The sequence below is a fragment of the Mucilaginibacter kameinonensis genome (assembly GCF_003675385.1).
Lineage (GTDB): Bacteria > Bacteroidota > Bacteroidia > Sphingobacteriales > Sphingobacteriaceae > Mucilaginibacter > Mucilaginibacter kameinonensis.
Genome location: NZ_RCWZ01000003.1, coordinates 819,338 through 833,437, shown reverse-complemented (window position 1 = coordinate 833,437; position 14,100 = coordinate 819,338). Strand labels below are relative to the sequence as shown.

13 protein-coding genes are annotated in these 14,100 nt (G+C 42.1%); 11 read left to right on the top strand and 2 right to left on the bottom strand.

The window, feature by feature from the left end; genetic code table 11:
• Positions 1-105 precede the first annotated feature (105 nt).
• The gene (locus EAH55_RS30950) at positions 106-282 is read right to left on the bottom strand and encodes a hypothetical protein (protein WP_162996910.1); all 177 of its coding nucleotides are present in this window, start codon (positions 280-282) and stop codon (positions 106-108) included.
• A gap of 300 nt (positions 283-582) precedes the next feature.
• Between EAH55_RS30950 and EAH55_RS16665 the strand changes: the two genes are divergently transcribed.
• The 5 genes from EAH55_RS16665 (at position 583) to EAH55_RS16645 (ending at position 7,007) form a co-directional block, all read left to right on the top strand.
• Positions 583-1,230, top strand: coding sequence for an RNA polymerase sigma factor (locus EAH55_RS16665; protein WP_114938436.1), 648 nt, complete (start codon positions 583-585; stop codon positions 1,228-1,230).
• Entirely contained in the window at positions 1,227-2,534 is a 1,308-nt protein-coding gene (locus tag EAH55_RS16660) for a hypothetical protein (protein WP_121810631.1), read from the top strand. Before EAH55_RS16665 ends, EAH55_RS16660 begins: the two co-directional genes overlap by 4 nt.
• A gap of 96 nt (positions 2,535-2,630) precedes the next feature.
• Entirely contained in the window at positions 2,631-3,941 is a 1,311-nt protein-coding gene (locus tag EAH55_RS16655) for a hypothetical protein (protein ID WP_121810630.1), read from the top strand.
• A gap of 405 nt (positions 3,942-4,346) precedes the next feature.
• Positions 4,347-6,551, top strand: a complete 2,205-nt coding sequence (locus tag EAH55_RS16650; RefSeq protein ID WP_121810629.1) for an outer membrane protein assembly factor BamB family protein — start codon at positions 4,347-4,349, stop codon at positions 6,549-6,551.
• Positions 6,552-6,560: 9 nt separating this feature from the next.
• Positions 6,561-7,007: a hypothetical protein gene (locus EAH55_RS16645; protein WP_121810628.1), complete on the top strand. Its 447-nt coding sequence runs from the start codon at positions 6,561-6,563 to the stop codon at positions 7,005-7,007.
• Positions 7,008-7,152: 145 nt separating this feature from the next.
• On the opposite strand, the gene EAH55_RS16640 is transcribed toward EAH55_RS16645, so the two are convergent.
• Positions 7,153-8,439, bottom strand: coding sequence for a hypothetical protein (locus EAH55_RS16640; RefSeq protein ID WP_121810627.1), 1,287 nt, complete (start codon positions 8,437-8,439; stop codon positions 7,153-7,155).
• A gap of 135 nt (positions 8,440-8,574) precedes the next feature.
• Here EAH55_RS16640 and EAH55_RS16635 point away from each other — a divergent pair, with 135 nt between their 5' ends.
• From EAH55_RS16635 to EAH55_RS16610, 6 genes are all read left to right on the top strand, one after another.
• On the top strand, positions 8,575-9,225 hold the full coding sequence (locus tag EAH55_RS16635; protein WP_121810626.1) for a hypothetical protein: 651 nt from the start codon (positions 8,575-8,577) through the stop codon (positions 9,223-9,225).
• 16 nt (positions 9,226-9,241) lie between these two features.
• Positions 9,242-9,889 carry a LamG-like jellyroll fold domain-containing protein gene (locus tag EAH55_RS16630; RefSeq protein ID WP_121810625.1) on the top strand — a complete coding sequence of 216 codons (648 nt, stop codon included), beginning with the start codon at positions 9,242-9,244 and terminating at the stop codon, positions 9,887-9,889.
• Between the two features lie 7 nt (positions 9,890-9,896).
• Positions 9,897-10,733: an alpha/beta fold hydrolase gene (locus EAH55_RS16625; RefSeq protein ID WP_162996909.1), complete on the top strand. Its 837-nt coding sequence runs from the start codon at positions 9,897-9,899 to the stop codon at positions 10,731-10,733.
• Between the two features lie 351 nt (positions 10,734-11,084).
• The gene (locus EAH55_RS16620; protein ID WP_121810623.1) at positions 11,085-12,026 is read left to right on the top strand and encodes a hypothetical protein; all 942 of its coding nucleotides are present in this window, start codon (positions 11,085-11,087) and stop codon (positions 12,024-12,026) included.
• Between the two features lie 269 nt (positions 12,027-12,295).
• Complete coding sequence (locus EAH55_RS16615; protein ID WP_121810622.1) at positions 12,296-13,504, top strand: glycoside hydrolase family 88 protein; 1,209 nt, start codon at positions 12,296-12,298, stop codon at positions 13,502-13,504.
• 15 nt (positions 13,505-13,519) lie between these two features.
• A complete protein-coding gene (locus tag EAH55_RS16610) occupies positions 13,520-14,098 on the top strand; it encodes a TMEM175 family protein (protein ID WP_112572112.1) in 579 nt (192 codons plus the stop codon).
• The last annotated feature ends 2 nt before the right edge of the window (positions 14,099-14,100 follow it).

Below are 14,100 nucleotides of genomic sequence, written 5' to 3'. Positions count from 1 at the left end.
TAGTATTAGTAGTATATATTATAAAGGATCTGTTACGGCCCTTTATTAAGATATATCGTACATGTACCGTGTATGGTTGCCTTGAATTAAACAAACAAAAAAATATTATGGATTTTGCCTATTCCATTCGGTTACGTTAAGCAGCCTATCAGAAACAGCATTTTTACAGATAGGGCGGGGACATAGTATGGTCCAACGGTCTTTGGTTTGCTCAACCACCGGGCGTGTCCCGCATATTTTACAATTGTTAACCGGGAAGTTTGGGTTTATTTCGATTCTCATAAAAGGCCTTTAAAACAGCCGGGGATTTTCAGTGTATGAACATTACGCAGTAAACATTTGTGGCAGTTGCCTTCACTATCAAAAATATAATTATTAGTAAGCATTTATTTGGTATACATTAACTTGTACATATTTTGTATAACTATCCCTCTTATATGTGAAAATTGAGCATTGTTTTGCCCGGTTATGAGAAAAAATAAAAATATTTTATTGGGGAGGCAACCTTTTAATATTACTTGCCGTGATGTGCGTAGATTAGGTTAAATTTATGCGTTACATTCTGAGTTTATAAAACCCCATATGGGCGAAGAAGAGTTACATCAACTGATCAATGGCTGCGTAAAGCAGGACAGAAAAAGTCAGAAAATGCTTTATAAAGCGTTTTATGGCTTTTCTATGGGGATTTGTCTGCGTTATGCAGGCAACCGCGATGAGGCTGCGGAGGTTATGAACCAGGGTTTTATGAAGGTGTTTACCCACATAGACAGGTTTGATACTTCAAGACCGTTTAAAGCCTGGATTGGTAGGATCATGATGAATGTTTCTATTGATTATTACCGGGCCAATTTAAAAATGGCTTATACCGAAGACCTGGAGAAGGCGGAAAACGTGAGCGAGGGCGACCTTACCGATAAAAATTTAAATTACGAAGATCTGCTGGCGATGGTACAGCAGTTGCCGCAGGCTTATCGTACGGTATTTAACCTTTTTGCAATAGACGGATACTCGCACGAAGAGATAGGTGAGATGCTGAATATCAGTCCCGGAACGTCTAAATCAAATTTGCACAAGGCAAGGCATAAACTAAAACAAATGATATTAAAAGCAGAGGAAACTGCTAATAAAACCAATTACAACAGGGGTATGGATTTTAACCCGATTGTGGCCTATAATGGCATAGGTATAGATGTAAGAAGCACTTTTTTTAATAATGGTATCAGAGGATGAAAAGCGAAGAGGATTTAGATAACATTTTTAAGAAGCAGCTGGAAGATCCTGCAAATCATCGGGCGTTTAACGAGGATGACTGGGATGCGCTTGAGCAAATGCTTGATCAGGGCAAAAAACGCCGTGGAATTGTTTATTGGTTACCGCTTGCAAGCGGTATAGCGGCCATGCTATTGCTGTTTTTAGGCTGGTTGTTTTTTAAACCTAATACGCAGGACAGTAATACATCAGGACAACAACAGGCTAAAGTGAAGCCCCTTACTCCTAAAGCAAATCCGGCAACCGACGGTAGCGTTGTGCAACACCCTCGGGTTACGGATAGTATCAAAACAACATCGCCAACAAATAACAATGTTGCAGCTAACAGCAATACGGATAATCATCTTAAAGCCGGTCAAACAGTTTTGACACCTTCTGTGGTTGGTGCTAATCACCCCCTTACGGGATCAAACAAAAAGGGGAAAGTTGGTCGTGATACCATCATGTCACGTCCTTCTGAGCTGATAGCAAACACAGATCCTTCAATTAATCCCTTAAATAATAAAGCTTCCATTGAAAGTTTACTGACGAACAGGGCCTTGTCGCTTGACATACAACCGGCGCCTTTAGCAGTTCCTGACTTTAAGACAAATATCGACAGGCAGCCTGTTATCGCATCTGCATCCAAACCAGACAAGAAAATAACTAAACAAGGCTTTGGATACAGGCCGCAATGGGCCATTACGGCGCTGGCCTCATCTGATGTAAACGGTACAAATTCGTTCCAGGGTAAGGTTGGAAGCAATTATGGTGTATTGCTTTCATTCGGTGCTACCAAAAAGCTGACCATCACCAGCGGCGTTGTTTACTCGTCAAAACCTTACAATACAAGCTTTGCCAATTACCGTACGGCTTATACCTTTAAGCACGATCCAACCGATGTAACCGCCGATTGCAAAATGCTTGATATTCCTATAAACATTGGTTACCAGGTTTATGGTAATTTCCGTAATAAACTATCGGTTGGTACTGGCTTATCGTCATACCTGATGCTGCACGAAAAGTATACTTATAACTACGCAGACGGTACTAACAGCGCTGCATGGCCTCAAACTTATACGGTGCCAAATAGCAAGGGCTATTTATTAAGCATTATCAATATCAACGCAACGTATGAGCACAAAATAAATTCAAAGGTGGGGGTGAGTGTACAACCGTACATGAAAGTGCCAATTTCGGGTGTTGGATATTCGGATATCAAACTGCAGTCTACAGGTGTAGCAGTAGGGGTAACGTATAATCTTAATTCATTCAGGAAACCTTAACGGGTTTTACCCAACGGTTCCGTTGCAGCTCCTATTCGGCTTATAACAAATGGAATTATTATCTTGCGCCACATTTACCGCACAAGATAATTTGCCATGAAAAAACTATTGTTTTTTGCTCCTTTGTTATTGCTGTTTTCATGTGGGCAGGACCCGGCGCAAAAGCTCGAAAATAAAAAACTAAATCACCTTGCTGTTGAGTATGTAAAGCTTGGCCTTACCATAGGGCAATATGATGGCGATTTTGTAGATGCCTATTATGGCCCGGATTCATTAAAGCCTAAGCAGGAACCACTTAAAACTTTCCCTAAAGATAGTTTGCTGGCATCGGCAAATAGCTTGATGAATGATCTGCGTACGGTAGCCAATACCACAAAAATTGATACCAATAAAATAAGGGCCAATTGGATGGCCGATCAGTTGGTTGCATTCAGTCGCCGTATTCGTATATTTTCTGGTGAAGAAAGGCCTTTCGATGAAGAATCGCGTGAGTTATTCGGTGTTGCCGCTCCTGTTTATACCGATGATTTCTTTAAAGGTCAGGTAGCCCTGCTCGATAGCATTTTACCCGGCAAAGGCAATGTGAACGACAGGTTTCAAAAGCTGGCCAATAAATTCATTATCCCGAAAGATAAATTAGACCCGGTTATAAAAGCCGCCATTGCTGAGGCGCGTAAACGCACGCTTGCCCATTATCAGCTACCGGCCAGCGAAACATTTACGCTGGAATATGTGACCAATAAGCCATGGTCTGGTTATAACTGGTATAAGGGCGGCTATAAAAGCACCGTACAGATCAACACCGATCTGAAGATTTTTATTGACCGTGCCATTGATGTTGGCAGTCATGAAAGTTATCCGGGCCATCATGTATACAATATGCTGCTGGAGAAAAATCTTTACCATGATAAAGGCTGGGTGGAAATCTCGTTATATCCGCTGTTCAGTCCGCAGTCGCTGATTGCTGAGGGTAGTGCTAATTACGGTATCGAGGTAGCTTTCCCGGGTGACGATAAAATCAAGTTTGCTAAAAATGTGCTATTGCCGCTGGCCGGTTTGGATACCGCAGGTGTCGATCTGTATTTCAAGGCGCTTGCTATAAAAGGTACTTTGAATTACGCCCGTAATGAAGCCGCCAGAGGGCTGATCAATAATACCATGAGCCAGGATAAGGCATTGTCATACCTTAAAAAATATTGCCTTATGAATGATGAAACTGCACAGAAATCTCTCAGTTTCATCAAAAAATACCGCAGCTACGTTATCAATTACAACTATGGACAGGACCTGGTGAAAAACTACATTGAATCAAACGGGGGCACCGCCAAAGCGCCGGCAAAGCGTTGGGAGCTTTTTGGAAAACTGCTAAGCCAGGAAGTTGAGCCGGTTAGTTTGGTGAAAAAGTAAACGTTGTTTTCCTGTTTGGATGATGTTGTGTCCGTTTAAAACGGAGATTTAATGTAGGAAAAGCCTGTGTCACAAATCAACTTGATCACTTGGCGTTATGTTACCTACGAATTGAAATATTTATACAAAAGAGGTGTTTACATGTTTTTTGATATGTAAACACTTAATTACTTGATTATTAAATATATAGATGGATGTTAACCCTAAATTGTGTTAACCCTGTTAACCCTCTTTTTTAGCAGAGTCAATCCATTTCAAAACTACAGGCTGAACAAGTTAATAAAGAGGCTGGTCATGATTTATGATACAGTCTCTTTTCTGTTTATAAGATAATTTTTATTCATACATTTAGCGTGTATCATACCCTGATAAACAACCAGTTTAACACCCAATATTGTCTTAAAAATGATTAAGCCCCGGTATTTTATAGCCCTGTGTTTAGTGGCAGGCATTTATACGTCTTGTAAAAATCAACATAATAATAGCCCTTATAGCGACTGGTCGGCCTATGCCGGGTCGAAAGAAGGAATAAGGTATTCATCAAACGAGGAGATCACTTTAAACAATGTAAGCAAGTTAAAGCAGCTGTGGACTTTTAGCACTGCAGATAAGGATACCGGTAACAGGAGCCAAAATCAGTGTAACCCCATTATGGTTGATGGTGCTTTGTATGGTACCAGCCCAAAGCTAAAGCTGTTTGCATTAAATGCGGCTACAGGCGTGCAAAAATGGCTTTTTGATCCCGCCAAGGATGATACCACCAATAATGGCGATCCGATGGCTTATTATAAAGTAAGCCGTGGCGTAGTTTACTGGCAAAATGATGATGGTGGTGAAAAACGCATTTTTTACAGTGTAGGCGCCAAAACCTGGGCTATTGATGCGGAAAGCGGAACACCCATCCGTTCATTTGGTAAGGGTGGTTATATTGATCTTACCAAGGACCTGGACAGGGATACCAAATCGTTTGTGGCAGGTACTACGCCCGGCGTAGTCTATAAAAATGTATTGATTGTTGGCGACCGTGTATCAGAGTCTGCCGACGCTGCACCGGGGCATGTGCGTGCTTATGATACCCGCACGGGAAAGTTAAAATGGATTTTTCATACCATACCACATCCCGGCGAGGTTGGATATAATACCTGGAAGGATACTGCTGCTTACAAAAAGTTTGGCGGGGCCAATAATTGGTCGGGCATGGCACTGGACGAAAAGCGTGGGATGGTTTATATCCCAACAGGTTCGGTAGGTGGCGATTTTTACGGCGGTTTCAGGAAGGGACAAAACCTGTTTGCCAATTCATTATTGGCGCTTGACGCGGCTACAGGTAAATTGAAATGGTATTATCAGTTCATACATCATGATCTGTGGGACCGCGATCTGCCGGCAAATCCAAACCTGGTTACTATTGTTAAAGACGGCAAGAAGATAGATGCCGTAACGCAGATCACTAAGCATGGTTATGTTTTTATGTTCGACAGGACGAATGGTAAGCCGATATTTCCGATAGTGGAAACGCCTGTGCCGACAAAAGCCCTGCCAGGTGAGGAAGCTTGGCCTACACAGCCGATCCCAACCTTGCCGCAACCTTTTGCCCGGCAAAAGTTTAACCCCGAGGATGTTACTGACCGTACGCCCGAAGTACACCAGGAAATGCTTGCAAAATATAACCAGGTTAAAAACCGGATCATGTTTACCCCACCAAGTAAGGAAGGGGGCTGGATTTTCCCTGGCTTTGATGGCGGTGGCGAATGGGGCGGAGCCGCTGTTGACCCTGAAAGCAAGATCCTATACGTTAATTGCTCTGAAATGCCGTGGGCGCAGGTCATGATAGATGTGCCTAAAACCAATGCGGGCGACCATTCGCTGCAGGCATTGGGCCATGTGGTATATAATACCAATTGTATTGGTTGCCACGGTGCGGAATTGAAAGGGAATGGCACATCATATCCATCATTGGTAAACATCGGCAAAAAATACTCAGCCGAGCAGGTGAGTGGCATTATTGCCAGCGGCCGTAACATGATGCCATCGTTTAAGCAGATCTCAGTGCAGGATAAGCAAAACCTTCTTGCATTCCTGCTTAAAATTCCGGAAGCTAAAGCAGCGAAAGAGGTAGTAAAAGAACCAACCAGTAATCGTGCGGTGAGTTCTGCCACAGAAAAGAAAGTGCTTGATGAAGTGCCATATGCTATGAATGGTTATAATCGCTTTTTGGATAAAGACGGCTACCCTGGTATTAAACCGCCGTGGGGCACACTCAACGCTGTTGATCTTACATCGGGCAAGCTGCTTTGGAAAGTACCTTTGGGCGAGTTTGCGGAGCTGAGCAAAAAAGGGATCCCGGTAACCGGTACCGAGAACTATGGCGGTCCGGTGGTTACCAAAGGGGGCTTGATATTTATAGCTGCAACTAAGGATGAAAAGATCCGCGCCTTTGATAAACATACCGGTAAAGTGGTATGGGAGGCTCAATTACCGGCTGCCGGTTATGCTACCCCTGCAACTTATTCAATTGATGGTAAACAATACGTAGTTATTGCTTGCGGCGGCGGAAAAATTGGAAGTAAGTCGGGAGATAGTTATGTTTGTTTTGGATTACCGGACTAACACCTCATTATGGATTTATTTGAAGCAGTTTTTGATTTATACGAGCAAATAAGATTAAAGGCCGAAAATGATTTTCAGGACCTGATCAAATGCCAGTACACGCAGCAATGTTACAGCGATAATGGCGCGTTTTGCCTGGTGCTGGAAATTACTGTTTTGAAAAATATCTCTGATGATGACTACGGATTGGTATTTTCCATTAATGCTCAAACAGAACCCAATCATCCCGATCACAATAGCGATGCTAAAGGCATATTTTTAATTGCCGACGCACACCATGGTGATAATAAAGTGATCAGCAGCCTGGACGAGCTGGTTTTTGATCCGCAAAATGATACCGAAGTACAAGGAGCTTATGCTAAGATTGAACAGTTTATCAAGCCTTTCACCGCAACTGTAAGCGATTTGCTTGTACAGGGATATGATATTAAAGTTGCGGATAATTCGATGAATTAAAAACAAATACTTAAAACCACGTCATTGCGAGGTACGAAGCAATCCCCGATTAGCAGAGCCGCTCTGTAAAGTTTGGGATTGCTTCGTACCTCGCAATGACGTTTTTTAATTATGATGTAGCTGAGTCCCTGGGAACGGGCCGTTCCTAAAACTGCTCCGCGTAAACAGCACCTCCGGGTGTTTCCAGCTTATATTGTTTAACCTCGCCGGGCCCCTCAAATTCAAACCGGATACCTACAATACGCCCCATAGTGTTAGCTTGTTTAAATTCAAAAATCTGCTTGCTGTTGAGGTAGATCCTCAGGAAATGATCTTTTACCGTGCAGCGCAGGTTTTGAAATTGCGACATTTCCGTACCAAAAGCACTCAGGTCATGATCTTTGCCGCTAACCCAGGCTGTGCCGGTTAAAATACCCATATCAGATATACAGCCCTTATTTACTATCGGAATCACGATAGCAGTACCATTACCTAAAATCGTAAGATCGGCCTTGGCGCAGGCCGATTCGCCGGGTGTTGAGGAATTGCGTAAGGTACAATCCATCGTAAAGTTATCCGCATTGATGCCCGGAAACTCACGGATGTTGGCAAACTTTACCCAGGTGTTGTTAAAAACAGGTATACCTAACTTTTGCTGCATCAGTTTGGCGTCAATCCCCATAAATCCCTGCCCTTTAATTTCTTCGGGAGATAGGTAAACGGGGATAGGTTGATGATCAAGGATGCCTTTCCAGCCTTTGGTTTTAATGAATACCGATGTTGTTTTTTTTACATATCCATCAACAATGAGCTTGGCAATAAAATAGCCTGGATTATAATAAATGGAGGTAAACTGTTTGCCATCTCCGGGAACCTGTTCGCGTCGGTTGGGATCCCATGTTTGCTGGATAAAAACACTGTCAGAGTGAAAGGCCGAAGCATCGTAGTTAAATATCACGGAGTTTGGTAAATCGTCAGAAACCTTTTTACTGCTAAACTTAATTGAAGCCGGATCAATAGGTTTATTGCGCTTGCTACTCATGAAAAATAACGCGCCAAGCACCAGCAATACAGCGCTCCCAAACCATACATATCGCATATGAGGTTTTGAAGGGGGGATTGCCGGAGGAAATGGAATTTCATGGCTAATGGTTTCTGCAGGTTGTTCAACTACACCGTTAACCTGGTAGTGCTGCCTGAAATCGCGCCAACTGGTATAATCGAGGAAACCAGCAAGGGCATTCAGCGTGGCAGCATTGGGGAAGCTTTCATAGCGCACCTTGCCCCAGATCCGTTTCAGGGTTGATACACTGAGCTGAACCCGGGTTTTATCAAAAATTTGTTGGCTCAGCTGCTCAAAGTCGTCATTGCCCCAAATACTGCTATCGCCCCAGTTTAACATTTGCTCAATAAGCTGCCGGCATAGCAAAAGCAATTGTTTTTCCTTTTCCATTGATCTACAGGTAATAATGTGGTTTTAAAAGATCCTTAAAATGCTTTGAACAAACTTGAACTTAACTTGAAATGTCGCTTGAGCGTTATTGTAAAGGCAATTTGCAAGTTTTGACTAAAGTTAAAACCAAAACCCATGAACAACAAGATTTTATTAATTGCCCTAATAAGCATGACGCTTGGCGGCAGTTTTTGTTACAGCCAGCAGAAAAAAGTTACTTATGATATTAACCGCCTGCTTAAGGAAAATAAGCTGATAAAAGCTTATCCACGGCAAACTGTTACAGAAGTTACCGATGGCAGCAAACAAGGTATAACCACTGATGGTATTTTATGGCTTAAGAACGTTGATTTTAAAACAGGCATTGTTGAAGTTGATTTACGCGGGAGGGATGTTTTTCAGCAAAGCTTTTTAGGCATAGCCTTCCACGGTATCGATACCACAACCAATGATGTAATCTATTTTCGCCCGTTTAATTTTCAGACCCCGGATACTTTACGTCGTAAACATACGGTACAATACATCAGTGAGCCGGATTTTCCATGGGATAAACTCCGAAAAGAGCATCCCTTGGTTTATGAAAATGCCGTGAACCCATTTCCGGAGGCTACGGCCTGGTTTCACGCGCGCATCGTGATTAATGCCGATGATATTACTGTGTACGTTAATCATTCTGATCAGCCATCGCTTAAAGTAAAAAAACTGAATAACCGCCAAAGAGGACTTATCGGTCTGTGGTCATCAGGGCTTCCCGGCGATTTTGCCAACCTTGTAATCACCCAATAATTATAAACCAATCATCATGAAAAAGTTAATCTTAATGTTAGTACTGTTTGCCGTAGTAAAAATACAGGCACAGCAAAAGTCTCAAATACACGACCTTTCCGTTGTGAATCCCAAACAATGGGTCATCCCTAAAAACGATACGCTCGACTATGAGCTGGGCACATTTGACGGGCAAAAGGCCTTACTTATCAAGCGGAAAATTCAGAACTACAAATCGGCCAGTTTAGCCTACAAACCCGGTTTGAATTTTAAAGACGGTGTTATTGAAATGGATATAGCCTGCACTATCCCCAAAGGTGGCTTTGTGGGTTTGGCTTTTCGTATCCGGGATGCACATCATTATGAAACGGTTTACTTCAGGCCTGGTTCATCGGGTACTATCAATGCTATCCAGTATATGCCCGAAAAAAAGACCGAATTTAACTGGTGGGATTATGAGGCAACGAAATACCAGGCTAAAGCTATAATTCCGCAAAATAAATGGTTTCACGTAAAGGTAGTTGTGCAGGGTAGCAAAATGGAGGTTTATGTTGATGGTGCTGTAAAGCCTGCTATGGTTTATACCGCGCTTGATCCATCTCTAAAAAGTGGCGCTGTAGGTTACTGGCATGGTAACTGTCCGTCGGGTGCTTACAAAAATCTTGTTGTTAAAGCTTTTGATTAATGTGGCTATGAAGAAGATCTTATTGATACTGTTGTTTTTTATTCCGACGATAGTTGAAGCGCAAACCATTCCTTATGGCAATAACCCGACTGCAGGTAACTATGTGAAAGTTAAAGATGGTACCCGTATCTATTACGAAACTTATGGAACGGGCAAGCCGCTGGTGCTGCTGCACGGTGGGCTTTACGGTGAGATCTCCGAATATGAAAACCTGATCCCTGTATTAAGCAAAAACTTTATGGTGATAGCTATTGCTACGCGCGGGCATACCAAATCAGAGATCGGGCATCAGCCTTATACTTATCAACTGATGTCGGATGATGCTTATACAGTGATCAGCCAGGTTACTAAATACTGCATCACACTCATTGGTTTCAGTGACGGGGCAGTGATAGCCCTTGACTTAACCCTTCGTCATCCCGATTTAGTGAGGAAGCTGGTATTTGCAGGAGGAAACATTTCATCGGCAAGCTACCGTCCCGGCGAAATGGATGAATTAAAGCGCCTATCGGGTGCTTCGCTCGAACGTGATATGCCGGAGTTTGTACGTGAAAGAAAAAAGCTAATGCCCGAACCTGAACGCTGGGGCGATTTTGTTGAACTGCTCAAGCATGCCTGGATCAATCAAACCACCGTTACTCCCGAACAAATCAAAAGCATTAAATGCCCTGTTTTGGTTGCTGCGGGCGACCGCGACAGATATAACCCTATTGAAAGTTTTGTAAGCATTTATAAACTGCTGCCAACAGCACAGCTGGCTATTATCCCAAATTCTGACCATATCATTTTTTACCGGCAACCGGCTTTGATGGAAACCATGGTGACGGGGTTTATAATGAAGTAGGATTTTGTAGGCCGCATTTATAGAGTTTATGTGTTTGACCTTTATTCCGCAAATCATTAATTTAAAAAATATACCATTTAAATGATTTCAGGATGAGGTCAAACCATAATATTAACACCCTATGAATAAGTTTATCCGTTTTTTATTTGCCTGATATTTTTATCGAGAGATAGGTTATTAGCATAAATAGGTATATATTAGTCCCGCTTAAAATTACCTTATCCGTGTGATGACCTGTAAAGTTTTTACATTCCATTTTGTATCTCTGAGCGTCAATGTGTTGTGTTCACCACAATATACATATAAAAGAAAATCTTCTTCGTTTTTTTACTATCAATCCCACCCTTATTCATGAAAAAAACCTGTTTAACGTTTATTTGTCTTTTTTTGACAGTAATAACCTTTACCTATGCTCAAACGAATCAAACCCAAACAACATTATATGAATGGAATCAAAGCGGAACAGATATAACGGGCGAGCGAATTGTTGCTACATTAAACACAAGCGCTGTTGCTCTTTATACCGGTATTTCAATAGTAGGCCAAATTGTTGATTGTAACAGTAATTGGGGATATACACAACCTTTAGTGGCAAATTTTAAATTATATGTAAATTTTACTAACTCAACTTTTGGGATACAACAGGATGTTGTTACTCCTAATGTTACACTTGAGTTGAAATCCATATCAGCTAATCAGGCAATACTGGTAGCCAATTGTCCAAACCCATGGAAGCAGGTTCGCGTATTTTTGCGTTATGTAACCGGTAATGGACCTACGCTAACATTAGGCGATCCGCAAGTCATTACTACTGCAGGTACAATGCAGGTTCAGCAACCAACTTACACCAATGAGTTAACAGGACGCCTTGCTATTAATGTTACCAACAATGCTAAGGCGGCTACATATGCTCTGGCTGTTGGGGGGAAGGCTATTGCAGAAGCTGTAACGGTTCAAATGCAAAGCGGATGGTCAGACTATGTTTTTGAAAAAGCGTACCAATTGCCATCACTAACAGAAGTGAAAACTTACATTGATCAAAACAAGCATCTTCCGGACGTGCCGTCAGCAGATGAGGTGGCCAAAGAAGGTATTGACCTGGGGGAGATGAATAAGCTTCTGCTAAAAAAAGTGGAAGAACTGACCCTGTACTTAATTGAAAAGGACAAAAAAGAAAAACAGCAAGATTTGATTAATCAGGAAAATACGCAGCAAATAAAACAGCTTAAAAGTCAATTGGAATCCTTTACCAAACGCATGAACAAGATTCATTCTGCCGCACCTCAGAAATAAGAGCACTTTAGCTTCTGGTTGTGGCTGTATAATTCATAGCCTTTCCTTTTTTCGGGCAAAACGCATTTTTATTTACCAAAGATATCATTGATCAGCCTTACGAAGTAATTACTTCGTAAGGCTTTCCGGCTCTAAAATTCAGCTCACTACATCGATGTAGTAGAAAAATATGACCAAATGCCCGTATGTTGCTTGTTTTTGTGCGTGTAAAATCTGCACTTTTATAACTGAATTGTGCCCTGCATATGCACATTAACCAGTTATAGTCTATGAAATTTAAGCACCTGTACAAATCGACACTTGCCGCTTGCTTATTAGCGCTGAGCCTTCCGTCCTTTTCTCAAAATAGTTTTAAACCCCAAAAGGATGTGTTGGCAACCATCAAAAAAAACTTTGCCGACGCAGATGTACAATACAAGTACATGGCTAAACAATTTGGTCCGGAGCTGTTCCCGAAAACTTATCATCCCACTACCGATAAGTTTGAAACAAGCAATAGCAGCTGGTGGTGCAGCGGTTTTTATTCAGGTACGTTATTGCAGATTTATCAGCAAACTAAAGATGCCGCACTTTTAACCGAGGCCAATAATAATCTGAAAGGCCTTGAAAAAGAACAGTACAATAAAGGTACGCATGATCTTGGCTTCATGATGTATTGCAGTTTCGGCACGGCAAATCATCTTGAGCCCAAACCCGAATACAAAGAGATTTTGATTAACAGCGCCAAATCGCTTTCAACAAGGTTTAACCCAACAGTGGGCTGTATCCGCTCATGGAATTCAAAGGCTAACGATTTTTTGGTGATCATTGATAACATGATGAACCTGGAGCTGTTGTTTTACGCAACAAAAGCAACCGGCGATTCCAGCTTTTATAAAATAGCGGTAACCCACGCCAATACCACTATGAAAAATCACTTCCGCCCCGATTTTAGTTCCTATCACGTAATTAATTACGATGAACAAACCGGTGCAGTAAAAGAAAAGAAAACGGCGCAAGGCTTTGCCAATGAATCGGCATGGGCAAGGGGACAGTCATGGGGCTTATATGGCTACACTGTTATGTACCGCGAAACCAAGGACAAAAAATACCTTGAGGAGGCAAAAAATATTGCTCATTTTATCCTGACCAATCCAAACCTGCCTGCCGATAAAATCCCTTACTGGGATTATAACGCCCCAAATATTCCTAATGCCTTGCGTGATGCTTCTGCTGCTTCGGTTATGGCTTCCGCATTATTGGAACTTTACCGCTACGTTGACAAAAAAGATGGTCAGGAATATTTTAATACTGCTCAAACCATTATCAAAAACTTATCTGCACCGGCATACAAAGCCGATTTGAATACCAATGGTGGTTTTATCCTGAAACATAGCGTTGGCCATTTCCCGGCAGGTACCGAGGTTGATGTGCCATTAACCTACGCCGACTATTACTTTGTTGAAGCTATGCAGCGTTATAAGGCTTTTGCCAAATAGTGCTATATTTAGCACATGGCATTAGGCAAAGGCAGATTAGAAGCATTTAGTGATGGCGTAATAGCCATCATTATTACTATCATGGTTTTAGAGCTGAAAGTTCCGCACGATGAGAGCTTAGCGGCTTTAAAACCATTAATCCCCATTTTTTTAAGCTATCTGCTTAGCTTTGTTTATGTAGGCATTTACTGGAACAACCATCACCATACCATGCAGGCCGTGCGCTCGGTAAACGGGAAAATATTATGGGCTAATTTGCACCTGCTGTTCTGGTTATCATTAATCCCCTTTGTAACCGCCTGGATGGGGGAGAACCACCTAACCCAATGGCCTGTGTTTTTTTATGGTGTGGTATTGATCATGAATGGGATAGCCTACCGGATTTTAGCGCTCACCCTCATCAAGCATCATGGCGAAGACTCACTCATAGCACAAGCCTTTGGCAATGATTTTAAGGGGAAGGTTTCTGTTTTATTATACGCGGTTGCAATTTTATGTACCTGGGTAAATCCCACCATTAGCGTGGTGATCTACGTGGTAGTAGCCGGAACCTGGTTTATACCCGATAAGCGTTTCGAACGCCTCCTCGAGTAGCA

Coding starts and splice junctions, on each gene's coding strand:
- EAH55_RS30950 (WP_162996910.1), bottom strand. CDS start 282: ATGAGAATCGAAATAAACCCAAACTTCCCGGTTAACAATTGTAAAATA.
- EAH55_RS16665 (WP_114938436.1), top strand. CDS start 583: ATGGGCGAAGAAGAGTTACATCAACTGATCAATGGCTGCGTAAAGCAG.
- EAH55_RS16660 (WP_121810631.1), top strand. CDS start 1,227: ATGAAAAGCGAAGAGGATTTAGATAACATTTTTAAGAAGCAGCTGGAA.
- EAH55_RS16655 (WP_121810630.1), top strand. CDS start 2,631: ATGAAAAAACTATTGTTTTTTGCTCCTTTGTTATTGCTGTTTTCATGT.
- EAH55_RS16650 (WP_121810629.1), top strand. CDS start 4,347: ATGATTAAGCCCCGGTATTTTATAGCCCTGTGTTTAGTGGCAGGCATT.
- EAH55_RS16645 (WP_121810628.1), top strand. CDS start 6,561: ATGGATTTATTTGAAGCAGTTTTTGATTTATACGAGCAAATAAGATTA.
- EAH55_RS16640 (WP_121810627.1), bottom strand. CDS start 8,439: ATGGAAAAGGAAAAACAATTGCTTTTGCTATGCCGGCAGCTTATTGAG.
- EAH55_RS16635 (WP_121810626.1), top strand. CDS start 8,575: ATGAACAACAAGATTTTATTAATTGCCCTAATAAGCATGACGCTTGGC.
- EAH55_RS16630 (WP_121810625.1), top strand. CDS start 9,242: ATGAAAAAGTTAATCTTAATGTTAGTACTGTTTGCCGTAGTAAAAATA.
- EAH55_RS16625 (WP_162996909.1), top strand. CDS start 9,897: ATGAAGAAGATCTTATTGATACTGTTGTTTTTTATTCCGACGATAGTT.
- EAH55_RS16620 (WP_121810623.1), top strand. CDS start 11,085: ATGAAAAAAACCTGTTTAACGTTTATTTGTCTTTTTTTGACAGTAATA.
- EAH55_RS16615 (WP_121810622.1), top strand. CDS start 12,296: ATGAAATTTAAGCACCTGTACAAATCGACACTTGCCGCTTGCTTATTA.
- EAH55_RS16610 (WP_112572112.1), top strand. CDS start 13,520: ATGGCATTAGGCAAAGGCAGATTAGAAGCATTTAGTGATGGCGTAATA.